This window comes from Kitasatospora sp. MAP12-44 (assembly GCF_029892095.1).
Classification (GTDB): Bacteria; Actinomycetota; Actinomycetes; order Streptomycetales; family Streptomycetaceae; genus Kitasatospora.
Window position 1 is genome coordinate 6,230,941 of sequence record NZ_JARZAE010000004.1, and the last position, 21,982, is coordinate 6,252,922.

Genomic DNA, 21,982 nt, shown 5'->3' on the forward strand with positions numbered 1-21,982 from the left:
GAGCCGGTGGCCGCGATGAACTGGGGAGGTCCGGTCCAAAGTCGCCATCACCCCCGGGAGAGCCATGCGTTGGGGAATCGTCGTCGCCGCCGGTACCGCCGTCGCCGCAGCGGCGGGGGCCGTCGTCGTGATCGTCGGGCGCCGGGTCTCCGGCTCCGCCGTGCACCCGGGCGCGGGCGGCGGCGTGCCCTCCGCCCTCGCGGCCGACCCGAGGCTGCGCGTGCAGGCCTTCGGCCCGAGCGAGGTCACCCTCACCCGCACCAGCGCCAGTGAGCGCCGCGGCCGCTACGCACTGGAGTGGCCCGGCGGGCACGCGGTGGTCGGCGACGTGCTGCGGACCGGCCCGCAGAGCGTCACCCGCCGCCTGGAGCTCAGCGCGGGCACCCCGCCGGACGTCGGCACGCAGGTCGACCTGACGCCCCGGGTGCTGCGCGGCGACCCCGCCTCGGCGTGCGGTCTCGACTACATGGACGTGCTGGTCGACGGCGAGCTCGGCGGCCTGCCCGGCTGGTACGTGCCCGCGCTGCGCGGCACCTGGGTGATCGCGGTGCACGCCCCCGATGCCGACCGCCGGCAGGCGCTGCCGGTGCTGCCGGTGCTGCGGCGGATGGGCCTGCCCGCGCTGGTGGTCAGCTGCCGCGGCGACCAGGGCGCGCCGGTCTCGCCGGACGGTCTTGCGCACTTCGGTGAGACCGAGTGGCACGACGTCGAGGCGGCCATCCGGTTCGCCAAGGAGGCCGGCGCCGGGCGGATCGTGCTCTACGGCTGGTCGCTGGGGGCCGCGACGGTGCTGCAGACCGCCGCCCACTCGCAGTACCGCGACGAACTGGTCGGCCTGGTGCTGGACTCCCCGGTGCTCGACCTGGCCGCCGCGGTGCGCGGGCGGGCGGCCCGGGCGGGCGTTCCGGCGGGGGCGGCCACGCTGGGCGCCTGGGCGGCCGAGGGGCGTACGGGGGTCGATCTGGCCGGCTACGCCCGGCTGGCGGACGGCGCCGAGCTGCCCGGGCCGACGCTGCTGCTGCACAGCCCGCAGGACTCCGTCGCGCCGTGGGGCGCCGCGGCCCGGCTGGCCCACCGCCGCTCGGATCTGGTGAGCCTGCACGCCGTCCCCGGGGCCGAGCACGCGGCGCTGTGGAACGCCGATCCGGCCGGCTACGAGGAGGCCCTGCGGCGCTTCCTGACGCCTATCCTCTGAATGTCCTCTGAATGTCCTATGAACCGTTCTGTGATCGCTTCGAACCTGCACGCGGTCAGTCACCTCTTGACCACGGACGGTGCCTTCATGTTAATGTCGTGCACAGGTCACGCGGATCCGGTCGCCCGGTTTGAGCACTCTTGCCCCATCTCCGCCCACCGGTTGTCGACGGCTGTCAAAGACGCGCCGAACTCGATGTGACAGAAGCCCCGTGCACGGGGAAGACTGCACGGCGTGACGTCTCGGAACCCGCGCGACCGTGATGCCCCGCTCCCGCCGACCATGGGTACCGGCGCGACGGTGACCCGTCTACCCGGTACGGCCTCCCGCGCGGATACCGCGCTGCCGGCCGGTCCCGGCGTACCCCGACGCCGAACCCCCAGGCCCGCCCCCGGTCGAGGCCGGGTCCCGGTGCCCGAGGGCTTCCCCGTACCCGCCGTCCTCGCGCCGCTGGCACGCCGCATGCTCACCGACGCGGTGCGCATCGCGCACTGGGCCGGCGAGCTCGCCGAGGTCGACAAGCGCGGCGAACTGCTGCCCGACGACGCCCGGGCCGCCGGGCGGGCGCTGGCCATGACGGTCGGCGCCGCGGCCAAGGCCTGGGGGCAGGCCCTGCTGGTCGGCCTGGTCGAGCCCCGGGACGGCGGCGCGGCCCCCGGCTGGCGGCTGCACGCCTGGGAGCGCGACGACGAGGCCGTGCTGCGCGGCTGGTCCGCGCTCTTCGACGCCTGGACGCTGCTCGCCCCCGTGCCGCCCGCCGCGCTGCGCGGCGTGTTCGCCGTGCTGGCCGGCCAGGCCGTCGACCAGGCACCGCAACTGCTCTCCTTCCTGCACCTGGTCGACGGACCGGTCGCCGAGAGCGAGCTGATGGAGCTGCTGCGCCGCGGTCTGGACGAGCGCCGGCACGGCGCCGGTACGGGCTTCGCGACCCTGTCGCCTGTCCCGCACGCGGCCTCCGCCGTCTCGGCCGTCCGCGGCACCTGCCGCGAGCCGCAGATCGACACCCCGCCGGCGCCCTCGGACATCGCCGCCGTACTGGACTGGATGCTCGACGGCCTGGCCGCCGTCGGCGCGGTGGTCCGTTCGGCGGAGGCCGCCGAGCTCTCGCCGCTGGGCCACTGGGCGGTACGCGCCAAGCTGGAGGAGATCTGCACGGTCGCGCAGACCGCCGCGGGCCACATCGAGCAGAGCGCGCTGGAGCTGCTGGACGCCTGCGCCAACTACTCGCCGGGCCCGGCCCGCGCCGAGTACCGCGCCTGGGTCGCCGCCCGCCCGGTGGACCGCGCCGTGGCCGAGCTCCTGGAGGCCGCCCGGGGCGACGACGCGCTGCTGCGCGGGCTCGCCTTCGAGGCCCTGCGGGTGGCCGGCGGAACGGCCGAGCAGGGCGTCCGGGCGGCCGTGGACGAGGCCGTGCTGCGCCCCTACGCGCTGCTCTGGCTGGCCGAGCAGCTGGACGAGGGCGGTGTGGTGCCCTCCGACGTACTGAGCGCCGAGGACGCCGCCTGGCTCTGGGTGGACACCGCCGCGGCGGTGCTCGACCACGGCGAGACCGAGCTGCTGGTCGGCCATGTCGAGGGGGCCAGTGCCGGTGACCCGGTGCGGCTGTTCGCCCGCGCCCGGCAGTCCGGCCACGCCCGGGCCGCCTCGGTGCTGACGGCGGTCGCGGGGGTGCACCCGGACGCCGCGGTGGCCCGCGCCGCCCGCCGCTCCGCCTTCAGCGTCCACCGCGGCGGGGCCTGACCTGAGACCGACCTGAGAGCGACCGCTGCTCCAGCGCGCCCCGATCGCCGTGCGCCACCGTGAACCATGGCCGGACAGCGAAGTGCCCCGCCGGATCCAGGATCCAGCGGGGCACTCGGGGTACTCGTGGTACTCCGCAGGGAGCTAGCAGCCGCGCGACTCGGCGCGGCGGGCGCGCACGTCGCCGACCTTCTGGCCGACCTTGCGGCGGATCACCAGCAGTGGGGCCATCGCGGCCAGCGCGATCTGCGCGACGGCACCGACGTGCATCAGCACATCGCCGCCCGGCAGGCCGGTCGCCCAGGCGGCCAAGCAGCCGATCGAGACGACGATCCAGGCCAGCGTGGCGGTGGCCAGCAGGCCCTGCGGCTTGGGGTACTCGACCTGGCTGACCATCAGGTACGCCACGCCGAAGATCGCCAGCAGCCCGACCAGGAACGGCGGGTCGAGCAGCACGATGGCGATCACCGTCATGGCGCCCATCGGGCAGGGCATGCCCTGGAAGACGCCCGGACGCAGCTTGACCGTCGAGAAGCGGGCCAGCCGCAGCACGACCGCCAGCAGCACCGTCAGCGCGATGAAGGCGGAGAGCCCCTGCTTACCGCCGGGCGCGACGATGCCCCAGACCGCGACGAAGTAGGCCGGCGCGATGCCGAAACTGATCAGGTCGGCCAGGTTGTCGAGCTCGGCGCCGAGCGCGGAGGCGCGCAGCTTGCGCGCCACCAGGCCGTCGAAGAGGTCGCACATCGCGCCGAGCAGCAGCAGGGTGACCGCAGTCGCCGCACCGTGCCGGGCGTTGCCGGTGCCGGTGCCGGTGATGTGCGGGATGAGCATCTTCGTGGTGATCGAGTAGATCGCCAGGAAGCCGCAGACGGCGTTGCCCAGGGTCAGGAAGTCGGCCGTGGACAGGGTCTGCGGCGAGCGCGGCGCGCGCAGCTCGCGATCGCGCGCCCAGCGGCGCCGACGCAAGTCGGTCTCGTCCGACTCGCTGAGTCCGACGAGTGTTTCGGGATCAGTCACGGTCAAGGCGTGTCACCCCCGCGGTGGTCTTCTGGCCGACCGTGACGCCGACCTCGACGCCGGCCGGTAGGTAGGTGTCGACGCGGGAGCCGAAGCGGATCAGACCGATCCGCTCGCCCTGCTCGACCTTGGTCCCGGCGCCCGTGTACGGCACGATCCGGCGCGCCACGGCGCCCGCGATCTGCACCATCTCGATGTCGCCGAGCTCGGTGTCGAAGTGCCAGACCACCCGCTCGTTGCGGTCGCTGTCCTTGTTGAACGCGGGCACGAAACCACCGGCGATGTGCTCGACGGAGGTCACCGTGCCGGGCAGCGGGGCCCGGTTGACGTGAACGTTGAGCGGGCTCATGAAGATCGCGACGCGGGTCCGGCCGTCCGGCCAGGCGTCGATGCTCTGCACCACTCCGTCGGCCGGCGAGATCACTCTGCCCGTGCCGATCTCACGCTCGGGGTCGCGGAAGAACCACAGCATGCCCGCGCTCAGCGCGCAGGCGGGGACCGCGGCCACCGCCCACTTGCCGTTCCGCTTGGTGAGAGCGGTGGTGAGGGCTGCGGTGGCCAGGGTCGGGACGAACCAGGGGGTGGCTCCGCGCGCGATGGTCACGCGGGGTCGCCGGCCGGCCGTCTCGGTGGCGAGGACATCGCGATCCGTGACGGAGGTGTGAGGGGACGGGCTGATGGGCATCGAAGACCTTTGTCGCGGGCCCTGAGTTTTGGCACAGTACGGCCGCTGCACGGGGGCCACCGCGGGGATCGGGTGAGAAAGGGACAGCTGCTGTCCCGGAGGATGCTATCGGGAGCAGGTGGTGGGTGGGCAACCCGCCTGCTCGTTCAACTGTCCGCAGCCGGGCCGCTGTGCGCGCGCTATGTATACGACCGTAGCGGCCCGGAGTCCCGACCCCAAGAGGTCTGACAAGATCCGTGAGCGATCTCTCAGCCCCACGGGTGACACCGGGGGGCGTGCGGAAGCAGTCACAGGGCGCATGCACTCCGGCACGAGCCCCGTGACCTGCGCGGACCGCTAGGGCCGGCTACTCGGCGAGCTTGTACTCCTCCAGCAGGCGGCGGCCGACGATCATCTTCTGGATCTCCGCGGTGCCCTCGCCGATCAGCAGCATCGGGGCCTCCCGGTAGAGCCGCTCGATCTCGTACTCCTTGGAGAAGCCGTAGCCGCCGTGGATCCGGAAGGCGTCCTCGACGACCTCCTTGCAGTACTCGGAGGCGAGATATTTGGCCATTCCGGCCTCGAGGTCGTTGCGCTCGCCGCTGTCCTTCTTGCGGGCGGCCATCACCATCATCTGGTGCGCGGCCTCGACCTTGGTGGCCATCTCGGCCAGCTTGAACTGGATCGCCTGGTGCTCGCAGATCTTCTTTCCGAAGGTGGAGCGCTGCTGGGCGTAGGAGATGCCGAGTTCGAAGGCGCGCCGGGCGACACCGCAGCCGCGGGCGGCCACGTTGACCCGGCCGACCTCGACGCCGTCCATCATCTGGTAGAAGCCCTTGCCCGGGACGCCGCCCAGCACGCGATTGGCTGGAATTCGCACATCCTGGAGCACCAGCTCGGTGGTGTCGACGCCCTTGTAGCCCATCTTCTCGATCTTGCCGGGCACGGTCAGCCCGGGGACCGTCGGGTTCGGACCGAAGCCGGCCGTCTTCTCGATCAGGAAGGTGGTCATGTTGCGGTACGGGGTGCTGCCGCCCTCGTCGGTCTTGCAGAGCACCGCGACCAGGGTGGAGGTGCCACCGTTGGTCAGCCACATCTTCTGCCCGTTCAGGACGTACTCGTCGCCGTCCTTGACACCCTTGGTGGAGATCGCCGCGACGTCGGAGCCCAGGCCCGGCTCGGACATCGAGAAGGCGCCGCGGATCTCGCCGGCCGCCATCCGGGGCAGGAAGTACTCCTTCTGCTCCTGGGTGCCGTGCGCGTTGATCATGTGGGCCACGATGAAGTGCGTGTTGACGATGCCGGAGACCGACATCCAGCCACGGGCGATCTCCTCGACCACCAGGGCGTAGGTGAGCAGCGACTCGCCCAGGCCGCCGAACTCCTCGGGGATGGTCAGGCCGAAGAGGCCCAGCTGCTTCATCCCCTCGACGATCGCGGTCGGGTACTCGTCCTTGTGCTCCAGCTCGGTGGCGACCGGGATGATCTCCTTGTCGACAAAGTCCCGCACGGTGGCGAGGATGTCCCGCTGGATCTCGGTGAGGCCGTCGGTCTGTGCGAGGCGTCCCATCGTGCGGCTCCGAATTCATAGGAGGTAAGAGGATGGGGGGCTCCGCGAAGCGTGACTTCCGCGGAGCCCCGACCGTCGCGGGGCCGATGACGGCGGCCCCAGGACGGTGGTCTAGGAGAGGGGCTCAGGGCGGCCGGGCTGCTCGCCGCCGCGGGCCTTGGTGTACGTCGCGGTCGGCACCATCACCTTGCGGCGGAAGATGCAGACGACCGTGCCGTCCTGCTTGTAGCCCTTGGTCTCGACATAGACGATGCCGCGGTCGTCCTTGGACTTGGACGGCCACTTGTCGAGCACCAGCGTCTCGCCGTACAGGGTGTCGCCGTGGAAGGTCGGTGCGATGTGGCGCAGCGACTCGATCTCCAGGTTGGCGATCGCCTTGCCGGAGACGTCCGGCACCGACATGCCCAGCAGCAGCGAGTAGATGTAGTTGCCGACGACGACGTTCTTGCCGAAGTCGGTCGTCTTCTCGGCGTAGTTGGTGTCCAGGTGGAGCGGGTGGTGGTTCATGGTCAGCAGGCAGAAGAGGTGATCGTCGTACTCAGTGACGGTCTTCCCGGGCCAGTGCTTGTAGACCGCGCCGACCTCGAACTCTTCGTAGGTGCGTCCGAACTGCATCTCAGTGACCTCCTCAGGCCTGCGGGGCTTCGAACTTGCTGGTGCGCTCGAAGCCGGCCGCCCGGCCCTTGCCCGCGATGACCAGGGCCATCTTGCGGGAGGCCTCGTCGATCATCTCGTCACCGAGCATCGCGGAGCCCTTGGCGCCGCCGGCCTCCGAGGTGCACCAGTCGTAGGCGTCCAGGATCAGCTCGGCGTGGTCGTAGTCCTCCTGCGAGGGCGAGAAGATCTCGTTCGCGGCGCCGACCTGGTCCGGGTGCAGCACCCACTTGCCGTCGAAGCCCAGCGCGGCCGCGCGGCCGGCCACCTCGCGGTAGCCGTCGGTGTTGCGGATCTGCAGGTACGGGCCGTCGATGGCCTGCAGGTCGTGCATCCGGGCCGCCATCAGGATGCGCATCAGGATGTAGTGGTACGCGTCCGCCGGGTAGCCGGGCGGCTGCTGGCCGACCACCAGGGTCTTCATGTTGATCGAGGCCATGAAGTCGGCCGGGCCGAAGATGATGGTCTCCAGGCGCGGCGAGGCTCCGGCGATCTCGTCGACGTTCACCAGGCCCTTGGCGTTCTCGATCTGCGCCTCGATGCCGATCTTGCCGACCTCGAAGCCCATGGTCTTCTCGATCTGGGTCAGCAGCAGGTCCAGCGCCTTGACCTGGGTGGCGTCCTGCACCTTGGGCAGCATGATGCAGTCCAGGTTCGGGCCGGCGCCCTCGACGACGGTGACCACGTCGCGGTACGTCCAGTGGGTGGTCCAGTCGTTGACCCGGACGACCTTGGTCTTCTTGCCCCAGTCGCCGTTGTTCAGCGCGTCGACGATGTTGTGCCGGGCGCTCTCCTTGACCAGCGGGGCGCAGGCGTCCTCGAGGTCCAGGAAGACCTGGTCGGCGGGCAGGCCCTGGGCCTTCTCCAGGAAGCGCGGGTTGCTCCCGGGGACCGCGAGGCACGAGCGGCGGGGGCGGAGACGATTCACCGTCATGATGTGAGGGTCTCTTTCTTGAAGGGGCTGAGCCTGTTGGCGAGCCGGATCTCGTCCACGATCCGGCCGATGATGGTGGTGATGCCGAAGTCCTTCGGGGTGAACACGGCGGCGACGCCGGCGGCCTTGAGGGCCTCGCCGTCCGCCGCTGGGATGATGCCACCCACGATCACCGGGACATCCTCCACCCCGGCCCGGCGCAGCCGCTGCAGAACGTCCGGAACGAGTTCCGGATGCGCGCCCGAGAGGATCGACAGGCCGACGCAGTGCACGTCCTCGGCGACCGCCGCCGAGACGATCTGCTCGGGCGTCAGCCGGATGCCCTGGTAGACCACCTCGAACCCGGCGTCGCGGGCCCGTACGGCGATCTGCTCGGCGCCGTTGGAGTGGCCGTCCAGGCCGGGCTTGCCGACCAGCAACCGCAGCTTGCCGACGCCCAGTTCGGCGGCCGTGGCGGCCACCGCCTCGCGGACGGCCGCGAGTTCGCCGCCCGGCTCGGCCGCCACCGCGACCGGCGCGCCGCCGACCCCGGTGGGGGCGCGGTACTCGCCGAAGACCTCGCGCAGCGCGAAGGACCACTCGCCGGTGGTCACCCCGACCCGCGCGCAGGCCAGCGTGGCGCCCATCAGGTTCTCGCTGGTCCTGGCGACCGTCTTGAGGTGGTCGAGGGCGGCCAGCACGCCGGCCTCGTCCCGTCCGGCCTTCCAGGCCTCGAGGCCCCGCAGCACGGCCTGCTCGGAGGCCGGGTCGACGACCATGATGGCGCCGTCCAGGTCGGCCGTGAGCGGGCTCTCCTCGGTGGTGTCGAAGCAGTTGACCCCGACGATCCTGTCCTCGCCGGCCTCGATCCGGGCCCGCCGCTCGGCATGCGAGGTGACCAGGGCGGACTTCAGGTAGCCGCTCTCGACGGCCGGGATCACGCCGCCCATCTCCAGCACCTTGGCGATCTCGGCCTCCGCGCCGGCCAGCAGCTCGGCGGTCTTGCTCTCGATCACGGTGGAGCCGTTGAAGATGTCGCCGTACTCCAGCAGGTCCGACTCGTAGGCCAGCACCTGCTGGATCCGCAGCGACCACTGCTGGTCCCACGGGCGCGGCAGGCCGAGCGCCTCGTTCCAGGCGGGCAGCTGGACGGCCCGCGCCCGGGCGTCCTTGGAGAGCGTGACGGCCAGCATCTCCAGCACGATCCGCTGGACGTTGTTCTCCGGCTGGGCCTCGGTCAGGCCCAGCGAGTTGACCTGCACGCCGTAGCGGAACCGGCGCTGCTTGGCGTCCTGGATCCCGTAGCGCTCCGTCGTGACCTTCTCCCAGAGCTGGGCGAAGGCGCGCATCTTGCACATCTCCTCGATGAACCGGACTCCCGCGTTCACGAAGAACGAGATCCGCCCGACCACCTCGCCCATCCGCTCGGCCGGCACCTGGCCGGAGTCGCGGACGGCGTCCAGCACGGTGATCGCGGTGCACATCGCGAAGGCGATCTCCTGCACCGGGGTCGCCCCGGCCTCCTGCAGGTGGTAGCTGCAGATGTTGATCGGGTTCCACTTGGGGAGGGTGCCGACCGTGTAGGCGATCATGTCGGTGATCAGGCGCACCGACGGGCCGGGCGGGAAGACGTGCGTCCCGCGCGACAGGTACTCCTTGACGATGTCGTTCTGGGTGGTGCCGGTGAGCTTGGAGACGTCCGAGCCCTGCTCCTCGGCCACCACCTGGTACATCGCCAGCAGCCACATCGCGGTGGCGTTGATGGTCATCGAGGTGTTGGTCTGCTCGAGCGGGATGCCGTCGAACAGCGCCCGCATGTCGCCGACGTGCCCGACCGGGACCCCGACCCGGCCGACCTCGCCGCGGGCCAGCACGTGGTCCGAGTCGTAGCCGGTCTGGGTGGGCAGGTCGAAGGCGACCGAGAGGCCGGTCTGGCCCTTGGCGAGGTTCTTGCGGTAGAGCGCGTTGGAGTCGCTCGCCGTGGAGTGCCCGGCGTAGGTCCGCATCAGCCAGGGGCGGTCCTTCTTACGCTCCATCAGATGTCCCTGCTGTGCTTGATGTTCCGCTCGTCAAGCTCGCGGAAGAGGTTGATCGCCGGCAGGTGCTGCTCGCGGAACTCCGCGTTGCGCACGCCCAGGCCCTCGGTGGGGGCGAGGCAGAGCACGCCGACCTTGCCCTGGTGCCTGTTCTGGTGCACGTCGAGCGAGGCCTGGCCGGTCTGCTCCAGCGAGTACACCTTGGAGAGGGTCGGGTGGATCTTGCCCTTGGCGACCAGCCGGTTGGCCTCCCAGGCCTCGCGGTAGTTGGCGAAGTGCGAGCCGACGATCTTCTTCAGCGACATCCACAGGTATCGGTTGTCGTACTGGTGCATGTAGCCCGAGGTCGAGGCGCAGGTGACGATCGTGCCGCCCTTGCGGGTCACGTAGACCGAGGCGCCGAAGGTCTCCCGGCCCGGGTGCTCGAAGACGATGTCCACGTCCTCGCCGCCGGTCAGCTCGCGGATACGACCGCCCAGGCGCTTCCACTCGCGCGGGTCCTGGTTGTTCTCGTCCTTCCAGAACTTGTAGCCCTCGGCGCTGCGGTCGATGATCGCCTCGGCGCCCATCGCGCGGCAGATGTCGGCCTTCTGCTCACTGGAGACCACGCAGATCGGGGTCGCGCCGCCGGCCAGCGCGTACTGGGTGGCGTACGAGCCCAGGCCGCCGCTGGCGCCCCAGATCAGCACATTGTCGCCCTGCTTCATGCCGGCGCCGTTGCGCGAGACCAGCTGGCGGTAGGCGGTGGAGTTGACCAGGCCCGGGGAGGCGGCCTCCTCCCAGGTCAGGTGCGCGGGCTTGGGCATCAGCTGGTTGGTCTTGACCAGCGCCAGCTGGGCCAGGCCGCCGAAGTTGGTCTCGAAGCCCCAGATCCGCTGCTCCGGGTCCATCATCGTGTCGTTGTGGCCGTCCGAGCTCTCCAGCTCGACGGACAGGCAGTGCGCGACGACCTCGTCACCGGGCTTCCAGGCGTTGACGCCGGCGCCGGTGCGCAGCACCACGCCCGCCAGGTCCGAGCCGAGCACGTGGTACGGCAGGTCGTGGCGCTTGGTGAGCGGCGAGAGGCGGCCGTAGCGCTCCAGGAAGCCGAAGGTGGAGACCGGCTCGAAGATCGAGCTCCACACCGTGTTGTAGTTCACCGCGCTCGCCATCACGGCGACCAGTGCCTCGCCCGGGCCGAGCTCGGGGAGCGCGACGTCGTCGAGGTGAAGGGACTTGCGCGGGTCCTTGTCGCGGCTGTCGAGGCCGGCGAACATCTGCTCCTCGTCCTTGTGCAGCGTCACTGCCCGGTAGGAATCCGGCAGTTTGAGCGCCGCGAAGTCCGCCGCGGTGCTGTCGGAGCTGAGGATCGCGTCGAGGATTTCCTGCATGGCTGCCTCCGAAGGCGTACCTGTGTTTGAGGGCGCACAGGGCGTCTGGGGGAGCCGGGAGCGGACACCGGCTTCGCTGAGGGTCGGGTGGGTGACTGGCTCGCCCCCGGGGTGTGGGGACGCCGGACTGCGGCGCGCCGAGGTGGGGAGCCGCGGCGCCGCGACTGGTGAGTAACAAGCTACTGGCACCCTGTGCCACTCGTAAAGACACTGGGTGCCACCAATTTCCGACGCTTTCCAGCACCCCTCAAGAGCCCCTCAAGACCCCTGTGGACATGCCGATGCCCGCCCCGGAAATACCGGAGCGGGCATGCTGACCTGCAGTTATGACCTGGCGAGTGCGGCCTTGATGCTGTCGAGGACCAGATCGAGCGGCGCGTCGGTGCGGGCCACTGTGATGAGCACCTCACCGCCCGGGGTGGCACTCAGTGCGCTCGCCGCTGACAGCTCCAGAGGCGACACGACCTCCCCGCTGGCACCGGGTGCCACGGTCGTGCCACGCCGTCGCACACCCCTCGGCGTGGTGGCCCAGAAGGTGCCCCGGATGACGTCGAAGGAGTGGTCCAGCTGGGCCTCCACGTCCCCGCGCCCGCCGGCCCGCAGCCAGCGCCGCAGCACGTGGTTGTGGGCCGCGACGACCGCCGCCGCCGAGACCTCGGCGAGCATCGAGTCGTCGTCCCCGCCGCGCTGCCAGCTCGGCGGGATGTCCTCGGCCGCGTCGAAACGGCCGAGCAGATAGCGGGTGAAGAGCCGCTCGTAGCGGGCCACCACGGCGATCTCGCGCTCGCGCAGGGTGGGCACCTGACGGATCAGCTGGTAGCGCGCCACCGAGACGGCCGGAGTGGAGGCGTACATCCGCAGCACCTCCTTGATGCCGCGGCAGACCACGTCCAGCGGGTGCTCGTCGGGTGCCGAGCTGGCCAGCAGGTCGGCCACCCGCACCAGGGTGTCGTCGTGGTCCGGGAAGATCGCCTCCTCCTTGGACCGGAAGTAGCGGAAGAAGGTCCGCCGGGCCACCCCGGCGGCGGCGGCGATCTGATCGACCGTCGTCTCCTCGTACCCCTGGGTGGCGAACAGCTCCATCGCCGCGGTCGCCAGGTCCTGGCGCATCTGCTGGCGCTGCGCCGCGGCCCGGCGGCTGCCGGGGCCCGGTTCTGCGGCGGGTCGTGCGGCGTCCGGCCCGGCGGAAGACTGATCCCGATCCATGCCCGGAACGCTACACGCCTGGGTGGCCCCGGTTGCCGCGCTTGTCGGCATCGTCCGCCGCACCGGCGTCCCCTGTGTGCTCACCGCGGGACGCGGCCAGCGGGAGGAGACTGCCCCGGCCCCCCAGGCGGGCCGGGCGGTCGGCTCGGGCGACTGCGGCACTCTGGGCTCGCCCCCGATCATCGGCGCGCGTGGTCGCGGAAGCCGCGGCCGGTCTTGCGGCCCAGGCAGCCGGCCGCGACGAGGTGTTCGAGCAGTGGCGCGGCCGACAGGCCCGGCTCGCGGAACTCCTGGTGCAGCACCCGCTCGATGGTCAGCGAGACGTCCAGGCCCACCACGTCCAGCAGCTCGAAGGGGCCCATCGGGTAGCCGCAGCCGAGCTTCATCGCGGTGTCGATGTCGTCCACCGTGGCGTAGTGCTCCTCCAGCATCCGCACCGCGTCGTTCAGATAGGGGAAGAGCAGCGCGTTCACGATGAAGCCCGCCCGGTCCCCGCACTCCACCGGGTGCTTGCGCACGGTGGCGCACAGCCCCAGCACGGTCGCGGTGACATCGGGCGCGGTCAGCACGGTGGAGACCACCTCGACCAGCTTCATCGCCGGCGCCGGGTTGAAGAAGTGCATGCCGATCACGTCCTGCGGCCGCGAGGTGGCGGTCGCGCAACTGATCACCGGCAGGCTGGAGGTGGTGGTGGCGAGCACCGCACCCGGCTTGCAGATCTTGTCCAGGCTCGCGAACAGCTCCCGCTTGACCGCCAGATCCTCGGCCACCGCCTCCAGCGCCAGGTCCACCCCGGCCAGGTCGGCCAGCTGCCCGGACGGCGTGACCAGGGCCAGCGCGGCGTCCCGCTGCTCGGCGGTCAGCCGGCCCTTGTCCACCGAGCGCTCCAGCGAGCGGGTCAGCTGGGCCTTGGCCCGGTCGGCCTTCTCCTGGCTGCGGGCGACCAGGGTCACCGGGAACCCCGCCTTGGCGAAGACCTCGGCGATCCCGGTGGCCATCGTCCCCGAGCCGCAGACCCCGACCGAGCCGACCTCGCGGCCGGCCACCCGGACCGCCTTCGCGGCGTCGGCCTCGGCGACCGTCCGGGAAGAGCCCGGTGCCTCGTAGGAGTAGAAGCCGCGGCCGGTCTTGCGGCCCAGCAGCCCGGCCGCGACCAGCTGGCCGAGGATCGGGGCGGGGGCGTGCAGCCGGTCCCTGGACTGCTCGTACATCGCCTCCAGGACGGTGCGCGCGGTGTCGATCCCGATCAGGTCGAGCAGGGCCAGCGGGCCCATCGGCAGGCCGCAGCCGAGCCGCATCGCCGCGTCGATGTCCTCGCGGGTGGCGTAGCGCGACTCGTACATCGCGGCGGCCTGGTTGAGGTAGGCGAAGAGCAGCCCGTTCACGATGAAGCCGGCCCGGTCGCCGGCGACCACCGGCTCCTTGCCCAGCTCGCGGGCGAAGGCGGCCGCCTCCTCGGCGACCTGGGCCGTCGTCAGGACGGTGCGGACCACCTCGACCAGCTTCATCGCGTGCACCGGGTTGAAGAAGTGCAGGCCGAGCACCCGCTCGGGCCGGGCGGTCGCGGCGGCGATCCGGGTCACCGAGAGCGAGGTGGTGCCGGTGGCCAGCACGGTCTCCGGCGGGCAGATCCGGTCCAGCTCGGCGAAGATCTCGCGCTTGAGCTCCAGCTGCTCGGGGATCTCCTCGATCACCAGGTCGGCGGCGGCCGCGGCCTCCAGCCGGTCGCCGACGGTGATCAGGGTGAGCAGGTCCGTGCGCTCCTGCGGGGTGAGCCGCTCGCGGTCGACGGCGTGCGCGGTGGTCTCCCGGATCCGGGCCAGCGCCCGGTCGGCGGCGGCGGCGTCCGCCTCGATGCCGAGCACTCGGCGGCCGCTGCGGGCGATGGCGACGGCGATGCCGGCGCCCATGGTGCCGAGGCCGACCACGGCGACGGTGGGAAAGGGACGCTCCATATTCCTGACTCCTAGTCAGATGTCACCGCGGACGCGCTCCCGGCGCGGCGACGCGCCGGGAGGAGGGGTTCGCGCCCACGGGCGGGAGGGGTGACGGGGGTGGCAGGCGTCCGCGAGGCCGGTCCGCTCCGGCCGTACCGCGGCGTGCCCTGCTCGGGCTCTGCTGAAAAGGAGACGGTCCTGCGGCCTTGGTCGGCCCGGAACCGGGAAAGTGCGCACCGCACACCCTCATGGAGGATGGCCCCCGCTGGTGCGGCTCCCGAAGCCCAGCGGTGGTGCGTGCGGTCACTGTAGCGAAGCTACCGGGGAGTAGGGAAGGGGTCGCGCGGCCCCTGTTGCGGCGGCGCGGTCGGCGGCGCCGGTCGGCGTCAGCACGGCGCCACCGCGACCACTCCTGCGGGGAGTTCCGCGCGGGGCGTGCGCCCGGCAGCATGGATCGTGTGAGTACCACCGTGGCTGAGCAGCAGCATCCCGTCGATCCCGGCCCGACCCCCGCCGAGGCCCGGATGGAGCGGGCGGTCCGGGCGCGAGCCGTCGCCGCCCGGCTCAGCGCCGAGGGGATCGACGGGGTCGCGCTGAGCTGGGTCGACAACGCCGGCCTCAGTCGGGTCAAGACCGTCCCGGTCCGGGGCCTGGAGCACGCCGCCGCCTGGGGCGTCGGCGCGGCGCCCTGCTTCGACGTCTTCCTGGTGGACGACTCGATCACCACCAGCCGCTGGATCGGCGGCCCGGCCGGCGACCTGCGGCTGATCCCGGATCTGGATCGGCTGGTGCGGCTCGCCGCGCAGCCCGGTTGGGCCTGGGCCCCCGCCGACCGCTACGCCCAGGACGGCACGGTGCACCCCGGCTGCCAGCGCTCCTTCGCCCGCCGGATGACCGGCGAGGCGCTGCGGCGGGGCCTGACCCTGCGGGCCGGCATCGAGATCGAGTGGGTGGTGGCACTGGCCGGCGCCCCGAGTGACCCGCCGGTCTTCCCCACCGATGGCCCGGCCTACGGGATGCACCGCCTCACCGACCTCTCCGACTACCTGCGCGACCTGCTGCGCGCCCTCGCCGAGCAGGGCCTGACCGTCCTGCAGCTGCACCCTGAGTACGCGCCCGGCCAGTTCGAGGTCTCGGTCGCCGCCGAGGGCCCGGTCGGGGCCGCCGACACCACGGTGCTGGTCCGCCAGACCATCCGGGCGGTGTCCAACCGGTACGGCCTGCGGGCCTCCTTCGCCCCCGTGGTCGAGCCGGGCACGGTCGGCAACGGCGGCCATCTGCACCTCTCGCTCTGGCGCGGCGAGCGGAACCTCGCCCAGGGCGGCCCCGGCCGCTACGGGCTGACGGCCGAGGGCGAGGCCTTCCTGGCCGGCGCGCTGGCCGAGCTGCCCGCGCTGCTCGCCCTCGGCGCACCCTCCGTCGCCAGCTACCTGCGCCTGCAGCCGCAGCGCTGGGCGGGTGCGTACCAGTGCTGGGGGCTAGAGAACCGGGAGGCCGCCCTGCGGCTGATCCCCGGCCCGCCGGACGAGGGGCCGGGCGCCGCCAATGCCGAGCTCAAGTGCTTCGACGCCGCCGCCAATCCCTATCTGGTCGTCGGCGCGGTGATCGCCGCCGGCCTCGCGGGCCTGGCGGCCGGCCTGGCGCTGCCGCCCGAGGTGCCCGGTGATCCGGCCGATGCGGTCGGCGCGGCCACTGCGGTCGGCGTGGCCGGCGGGGTGCCGCGGCTGCCCAGCAGCCTGGAGGAGACGGCTGCCGCCTTCGAGGCCTCCACCGTGCTGCGCGAGGCGCTCGGCGCGCCGCTCTTCGAGGCCGTGCTCGCGGTCCGCCGAGGCGAGAGCGAGCTCTTCGCCGGCCGCTCCGCCGAGGAGGTGGCCGCCGCCACCCGCTGGCGCTACTGACCTCATGCCCCCGCCCCTGCTCGACCAGCACTGCCACAGCCTGGTCGTCGCCGACCTCGACGAGGACGCCTTCGGCGCGCTGCTCACCGAGTCCGACCGGCCGCCGAGGCCGGGCGACGACCCGTTCGACAGCACGCTCGGGCTGGCCGTCCGGCGCTGGTGCCCGCCCGCCCTGGGCCTGCCCGCGCACGCCGACGGCGCCGACTACCTGGCCCGGCGGCGCGCGCTCGGCCCGCAGCAGGCGACCCGCCGACTGCTGGCCGCGGCCGGTCTCGACACCCTCCTTGTGGACACCGGGCTGACCCATGCGGCGGGTCAACCGCTGCTCTCGCTCCCGGAGTTGGCGGCCGTCAGCGGGGCCCGGGTGCGCGAGGTGGTGCGGCTGGAGAGCATCGCGCAGGCGCTGGCCGCCCGGGCACCCGCCGCCCGCGACTGGCCGGCCGCGCTGCGGGACGCGCTCTCGGCGGCCCTGGTGGACGCCGTCGCGGTGAAGTCGGTGCTGGCCTACCGCCACGGCCTGGACATCCCCGCCGAGCGGGTGGGCGAGGCCGAAGCCGTCCAGGCAGCGGCCGTCCAACTTGCCCACCCCACAGGTCCGTTGACGGACCCCGTCCTGCTGCGGCAGCTGCTGTGGACGGCCGTCGACCTCTGCGCCCGACGCACTCCGCCGCTGCCGCTGCAACTCCACACTGGCTTCGGCGACCCCGACCTCACCCTGCACCGGGCCGACCCCTCGCTGCTCACCCCGTTCATCCGCGCGGTGGAGCCGACCGGCGTCCCCCTGGTGTTGCTGCACGGCTATCCCTACCACCGCCAAGTCGGCTGGCTGGCGCAGGCGTTCCCGCATGTCTACGCCGATGTCGGCCTCACCGTCGGCTACACCGGCGCGCAGGCCGCGACCGTCCTCGGCGAGCTGCTGGAACTCGCCCCCTTCAGCAAGGTCCTGTTCTCCACCGACGCCTACGGCCTGCCCGAGCTCTACCTGGTCGGCGCCGCCCAGTTCCGCCACAGCCTGGCCGCCCTCCTGGCCGGCTGGCAGGCCGACGACGCCTGCACCCGCAGCGACGCGGCCCACCTCACCCAGCTGATCTCCTCCACCAACACCCGTCGCCTGTACGGGCTTTAGCAGCCGCGCGGCGCCGCTCAGTGCGGCCCGTGCAGATCCGGGACGTGCTGCAGCCAGGCCGGCCGGCCCGCCTGGGCCTTGGCGGCCCGGGCAGCCTCGGCCGCATGCAGCTGCTCCTCCGTCGCGAAGCCCTGCGGCAGCCACTGCGGCGAGAGCGCGGCCCGCGCCGCCAGGTGGCGCACGTACGCCTCGCGCAGCTCGTCCACCCCGGCGAAGCCGGGCTCGTCGGCGAGCCACTCGTCGGGGACCAGCGCCAGCACCTCGCGCAGCAGCTCCTCGGTCACCAGCGGCGCCAACGCGGCGTCCGCCGCGCTGACGTCGGGGTGGTAGCCGCCGAGCGCGTGGCCGCTGAGGTCGTACGCCTTGGCCACCGCCTCCGCTGCGCCGGACCAGCGGTGGTGGAAGACCAGCGCGGCACCGTTGTCGATCAGCCACAGGCGGTGGTGCCAGACCATCAGGTTGGGGTTGTGCCGGGTGCGGTCCACGTTGGCCGTCAGCGCGTCGAGCCAGACCACCCGGCCGGCCTCCAGCGGGTCCACCTCGACCAGCGCCGGCCGGAAGTCCCGTGCCCCGGGCAGGTAGTCCATGCCCAGGTTCACCCCGGCGCTGGCCCGCAGCAGGTCCTGGATCTCGGCGTCCTCCTCGTGCGCGGCCACCGCCGGATCGAAGTCGACCAGCACCAGCTCGGGCACCCGCAGCCCCAGCCGCCGCGCCAGTTCGCCCACGATCACCTCGGCGACCAGCGCCTTGCGCCCCTGCGCCGCGCCGGTGAACTTGACCACATAGGTGCCCAGGTCGTCGGTCTCGACGATCCCGGGCACCGAGCCGCCCGCCCGCAGCGGGTCCAGATAGTGCAGAGCCTTCACCTGTTTCAGCACACCGGCCAGCCTAAACCTGCCACTGATGGTGTGGTTGGCTTGCTCCCGCCCGCGGTCAGTGACCACACACCGCATACACACCCCCTATTTCCAGGAGACGAGCAGCCATGGCCCAGGTCTACGCCAGCACCGAGCGGACCTACCCCGCAGCCCCCGAGCAGGTGTACGACGCCCTCGCCGACTACCGCACGGTCCGCCCGAAGCTGCTGCCCGCGCAGTACAGCGAGTACGAGGTCCGCGTCGGCGGCATGGGCGCCGGGACCCAGGTGCACTGGAAGCTGCAGGCCACCGAGAAGCGGGTCCGCGACTGCCTGTTCACCGTCAGCGCGCCGAGCGCCGGCAAGCTGGTGGAGACCGACGCCAACTCCTCGATGGTGATCACCTGGACGGTCAGTCAGGCCGGTGCCGGGCAGACCAAGGTGCAGATCGAGACCACCTGGCAGGGCGCCGGCGGCATCGGCGGCTTCTTCGAGCGCACCTTCGCCCCCAAGGGCCTCAACCGCATCCACGACGAGATCCTCGCCCGGCTGGCCGACAACCTCGGCTGACACCACGCACACGGACACACGGACCCGGACACCCGTACGATCCGCCAGCCGTACGGGTGGACCCCGTCCCCGGGCGAGTGACGGAGCGTGAGCGGCCGGCGTGGCCCGCCCTAGGCTCGCGGCCGTGCATCTGACGATCCTTCATATCTCCCAGCCCGTCGACGGCGGCGTCGCCCGGGTGGTCACCGACCTCGTCCGGGGCCAACGCGGCGCCGGACACCGGGTGCTGGTGGCCTGCCCGCCCGGTGGCCGGCTCGGCCCCGAGGCAGCCGCGGCCGGCGCCGAGCTGCTGGACTGGCCGGCCGGCCGCTCGCCGGGCCGTTCCGTCCCCGCCGAGGTCCACCGACTGCGCCGGCTGGTGCGGTCGGCCGACCCGGACCTCGTGCACCTGCACAGCGCCAAGGCCGGTCTGGCCGGCCGGCTGGCGGTGCGCGGGCGGCTGCCCACCGTCTTCCAGCCGCACGCCTGGTCCTTCGCCGCCGCCACCGGCGCGCTGGCCACGGCCAGTTGCCGCTGGGAGCGGTACGCGACCCGCTGGACGGCGGCGATGCTCTGCGTGAGCGAGCAGGAGCGGCTGGACGGCGAGGCGGCCGGGCTCGACGCCCCCTGGAGGGTCGTCCCCAACGGTGTGGACCTGCGCCACTACACGCCCGCCGAGCGCCGGGCCGCCCGGCTCTCGCTCGGCCTGGACCTCTCCGAGCCGCTGGCGGTCTGCGTCGGCCGGCTCTGCCGCCAGAAGGGCCAGGACGTGCTGCTCGCCGCCTGGCCCGCGGTGCTGCGCCGGGTGCCCACCGCCCGCCTCGCGCTGGTCGGCGGCGGCCCGGACGCGCAGGAACTGGCCGCCCAGGCCCGGGCGTTGCCCGAGCCCTACCGGGTGCGGCTGACCGGTGACGTGGCCGATCCGCGCCCGTGGATGGCGGCGGCGGATCTGGTGGTGCTGCCCTCGCGCTGGGAGGGGATGGCGCTGGCGCCGCTGGAGGCGATGGCGATGGCCCGGCCGGTGCTGCTGACCGATGTGCCCGGCGCGCGCGAGCAGCTGCCCCGGGCGCACCGCGCCGACGGCCTGATCCCGCCCGAGGACCCGGCGGCGCTGACGAACGCGCTGGCCGAGGCGCTGGCGGACCCGCTGGAATGCGAGCGCCGCGGCGCGGAGGCGCGCGCCTGGGTGGTGGAGCACCACGATGTGCGCTCGGTGGTCGCGCGGGTGTCCGAACTGTATCGGGATCTGTACCACGAGTTGATCATCGACGGGCGCAGGACTCCCCGTGTCCCCGCGGGGATCTGATCGTTTCTCAGGCAGTGAATGCCTGCCAGGGGAATCCCTGTAGCGACAATCCCTGTCACGGGAATGTTCCACCTGTGTCGAATGGCCATTCGCATCGACTGCATCGGCTTACTCCGATCGCCCCCCACCGGGCCGCGATCGTGCGTGGGCTGGCATCGACCAAATCGGAAATTCCTATTAATGGGCGGGTGGAATGAAATGGCAAGTCAACTTCCGGAATTTTAGCCAGCGTTCGGTAATGTCTGATATTGCCTGCTTCATTCGTATTGTGCGAGATCCTCGACCAAGTCCTTGCGCGAATGCGATCGAGAGCCGCCCGCGCGGTAGCAGGTGCTACCCGGACCGCACCCACGCACCGGTACCGCGGTGCCGGGCCACCGGAGCCGAGAACCCGCCGCCAGGGGCACACAGCAGGGGAGTTCGTGCGCTGATGACCATTGACCACGAGGGTGTGCCGCGACCCGGGCGGTCCGCGGACGGCGATCGGCGGGCCGCGACCGAGCTCCTCGACCGGCCCGCCCGCCCGGCGCAGTCCCGGTCCGCGCCGCCGCTGGGACGCCACCGCCGGGGCATCCGCTCCCGGTCGGTGCTCCCGGCCGGGCTGCTCGTGGTCGACGCGGTGGCAGGCTGCGCCGCTGCCGCGGCCTGCGCGGTGGACCCGGCCCACCCGCTGGCGTGCGCCGCCGCCGTGCTCCCCGTCCTGCTGCCGCTCAACCTCGCGGGCGGCCTCTACCGCATCCGGATGACCCCCTCCGCCCTGGACGAGCTGCCCTCGCTGGCCGCCCGCGCCACCGTCGCACTGGCCTGCGCCGTCACGTTGGCCGGCGTGCTGGTCGGCCACTGGCCGTCCTGCGGGCCGCTCACCCCGCTGCGGCTGCTGCTCCTGCTGACCGTCCTGTCGCTCACTGCGGCCCTCGGCCGCGCGGTGCTCTACGGCGCGGCGCGCAAGGTCCGCCGGCGCCGCCCGGTGCCGGTGCTGGTGCTCGGCGCCGGCCCGCTGGGCCAGCGGGTGGCGGCGGTGTTGCGCGAGCGGCGCGAGTACGGCATGCGCCCGGTCGGCTATCTGGATCCCGATCCGGTACTGCTGCCCGGCGACTCGCCGCTGCCGGTGCTCGGCGGCCGCGAGGTGCTGGAGCGCGAGATCCGCCGGCACGGCATCCGCCATCTGATCGCCACGGCCGGCGCCGCCGACGAGGAGGAGACCACCGCCGCACTGCGCGAGGCCACCCGGCTCGGCTGCCAGGTCTGGCTGGTCCCGGCGCTGCGCGAGTACGGCTCGCTGGAGCCGTCCGTCCGCCGCTGCGCCGACCACCTCTGGGGCTTCCCCTGCCTGCGGCTGGGCCGCCCGGCGATGCGCCGGCCGAGCTGGGCCGTCAAGCGCGGGGTGGACATCCTGGCGGCCTGCCTCGGCCTGCTCGCGGTCTCCCCGCTGCTGGCGCTCTGCGCGGCCGCCGTCCGCTGGGACACCGGCCCCGGCGTGCTCTTCCGCCAGCAGCGCACCGGGCTGGACGGCCGGGTGTTCACCCTCCTCAAGTTCCGCACCCTGCGGCCCAGCAACGAGCACGAGTCGGCCACCCGCTGGAACATCTCGCAGGACCACCGGATGGGCCCGGTCGGCCGCCTGCTGCGCCGCAGCTCGCTGGACGAACTGCCGCAGCTGTGGAACGTGCTGCGCGGCGACATGAGCCTGATCGGCCCGCGCCCCGAGCGGCCGTACTTCGTGATGCGGTTCGGCCAGGCCCACCCCGAGTACGCGGACCGCCACCGGGTGCCGGTCGGCATCACCGGCCTGGCGCAGGTCAACGGCCTGCGCGGGGACACCTCGATCGAGGACCGGATCCGCTTCGACAACCGCTACATCGAGAGCTGGAGCCTCTGGCAGGACGTCAAGATCCTGCTCCGGACGGCCGCCCTGATGCTGCATCCGGACGGGAGCTGACAC

At 72.5% G+C, this 21,982-nt stretch carries 17 protein-coding genes; 7 read left to right on the forward strand and 10 right to left on the reverse strand.

Annotated elements, in window-relative coordinates:
- Positions 1 to 64: 64 nt before the first annotated feature.
- Entirely contained in the window at positions 65 to 1,195 is a 1,131-nt protein-coding gene (locus P3T34_RS28585) for a hypothetical protein (RefSeq protein ID WP_280668904.1), read from the forward strand.
- Positions 1,196 to 1,429: 234 nt separating this feature from the next.
- Positions 1,430 to 2,935: a hypothetical protein gene (locus P3T34_RS28590; RefSeq protein WP_280668905.1), complete on the forward strand. Its 1,506-nt coding sequence runs from the start codon at positions 1,430 to 1,432 to the stop codon at positions 2,933 to 2,935.
- Between the two features lie 144 nt (positions 2,936 to 3,079).
- On the opposite strand, the gene P3T34_RS28595 is transcribed toward P3T34_RS28590, so the two are convergent.
- The 9 genes from P3T34_RS28595 to P3T34_RS28635 all read right to left on the reverse strand — a co-directional run bounded on the left by P3T34_RS28595 (position 3,080) and on the right by P3T34_RS28635 (position 14,323).
- Positions 3,080 to 3,961, reverse strand: coding sequence for a CDP-alcohol phosphatidyltransferase family protein (locus P3T34_RS28595; protein WP_280668906.1), 882 nt, complete (start codon positions 3,959 to 3,961; stop codon positions 3,080 to 3,082).
- Positions 3,948 to 4,640 (reverse strand): phosphatidylserine decarboxylase, encoded by a 693-nt coding sequence (locus tag P3T34_RS28600; protein ID WP_280668907.1) that lies wholly within the window; start codon positions 4,638 to 4,640, stop codon positions 3,948 to 3,950. Before P3T34_RS28600 ends, P3T34_RS28595 begins: the two co-directional genes overlap by 14 nt.
- 346 nt (positions 4,641 to 4,986) lie before the next feature.
- On the reverse strand, positions 4,987 to 6,189 hold the full coding sequence (locus tag P3T34_RS28605; RefSeq protein WP_280668908.1) for an acyl-CoA dehydrogenase family protein: 1,203 nt from the start codon (positions 6,187 to 6,189) through the stop codon (positions 4,987 to 4,989).
- 111 nt (positions 6,190 to 6,300) lie between these two features.
- Positions 6,301 to 6,804, reverse strand: coding sequence for a MaoC family dehydratase (locus P3T34_RS28610; protein WP_280668909.1), 504 nt, complete (start codon positions 6,802 to 6,804; stop codon positions 6,301 to 6,303).
- Positions 6,805 to 6,817: 13 nt separating this feature from the next.
- A complete protein-coding gene (locus tag P3T34_RS28615; protein WP_280668910.1) occupies positions 6,818 to 7,777 on the reverse strand; it encodes a CoA ester lyase in 960 nt (319 codons plus the stop codon).
- Positions 7,774 to 9,795: a protein meaA gene (locus tag P3T34_RS28620; protein ID WP_280672463.1), complete on the reverse strand. Its 2,022-nt coding sequence runs from the start codon at positions 9,793 to 9,795 to the stop codon at positions 7,774 to 7,776. Before P3T34_RS28620 ends, P3T34_RS28615 begins: the two co-directional genes overlap by 4 nt.
- Positions 9,792 to 11,162, reverse strand: coding sequence for a crotonyl-CoA carboxylase/reductase (gene ccrA, locus P3T34_RS28625; protein WP_280668911.1), 1,371 nt, complete (start codon positions 11,160 to 11,162; stop codon positions 9,792 to 9,794). Before ccrA ends, P3T34_RS28620 begins: the two co-directional genes overlap by 4 nt.
- 324 nt (positions 11,163 to 11,486) lie before the next feature.
- Positions 11,487 to 12,368, reverse strand: a complete 882-nt coding sequence (locus tag P3T34_RS28630) for a TetR family transcriptional regulator (RefSeq protein ID WP_280668912.1) — start codon at positions 12,366 to 12,368, stop codon at positions 11,487 to 11,489.
- 179 nt (positions 12,369 to 12,547) lie between these two features.
- Complete coding sequence (locus tag P3T34_RS28635; RefSeq protein ID WP_280668913.1) at positions 12,548 to 14,323, reverse strand: 3-hydroxybutyryl-CoA dehydrogenase; 1,776 nt, start codon at positions 14,321 to 14,323, stop codon at positions 12,548 to 12,550.
- A gap of 506 nt (positions 14,324 to 14,829) precedes the next feature.
- On the opposite strand from P3T34_RS28635, the gene P3T34_RS28640 reads away from it, so the two are divergent.
- Both P3T34_RS28640 and P3T34_RS28645 read left to right on the forward strand, forming a co-directional pair.
- On the forward strand, positions 14,830 to 16,203 hold the full coding sequence (locus tag P3T34_RS28640) for a glutamine synthetase family protein (protein ID WP_280672464.1): 1,374 nt from the start codon (positions 14,830 to 14,832) through the stop codon (positions 16,201 to 16,203).
- 4 nt (positions 16,204 to 16,207) lie between these two features.
- Positions 16,208 to 17,329 (forward strand): amidohydrolase family protein, encoded by a 1,122-nt coding sequence (locus P3T34_RS28645; protein WP_280668914.1) that lies wholly within the window; start codon positions 16,208 to 16,210, stop codon positions 17,327 to 17,329.
- Positions 17,330 to 17,346: 17 nt separating this feature from the next.
- On the opposite strand, the gene P3T34_RS28650 is transcribed toward P3T34_RS28645, so the two are convergent.
- Positions 17,347 to 18,207, reverse strand: coding sequence for a HipA family kinase (locus P3T34_RS28650; RefSeq protein ID WP_280668915.1), 861 nt, complete (start codon positions 18,205 to 18,207; stop codon positions 17,347 to 17,349).
- A 107-nt stretch (positions 18,208 to 18,314) separates the two neighbouring features.
- On the opposite strand from P3T34_RS28650, the gene P3T34_RS28655 reads away from it, so the two are divergent.
- The 3 genes from P3T34_RS28655 (at position 18,315) to P3T34_RS28665 (ending at position 21,979) form a co-directional block, all read left to right on the forward strand.
- Positions 18,315 to 18,755: an SRPBCC family protein gene (locus P3T34_RS28655; RefSeq protein ID WP_280668916.1), complete on the forward strand. Its 441-nt coding sequence runs from the start codon at positions 18,315 to 18,317 to the stop codon at positions 18,753 to 18,755.
- Between the two features lie 130 nt (positions 18,756 to 18,885).
- Positions 18,886 to 20,040 (forward strand): glycosyltransferase family 4 protein, encoded by a 1,155-nt coding sequence (locus P3T34_RS28660; RefSeq protein ID WP_280672466.1) that lies wholly within the window; start codon positions 18,886 to 18,888, stop codon positions 20,038 to 20,040.
- Positions 20,041 to 20,470: 430 nt separating this feature from the next.
- Positions 20,471 to 21,979, forward strand: coding sequence for a sugar transferase (locus tag P3T34_RS28665; RefSeq protein WP_280668917.1), 1,509 nt, complete (start codon positions 20,471 to 20,473; stop codon positions 21,977 to 21,979).
- Positions 21,980 to 21,982: the final 3 nt, after the last annotated feature.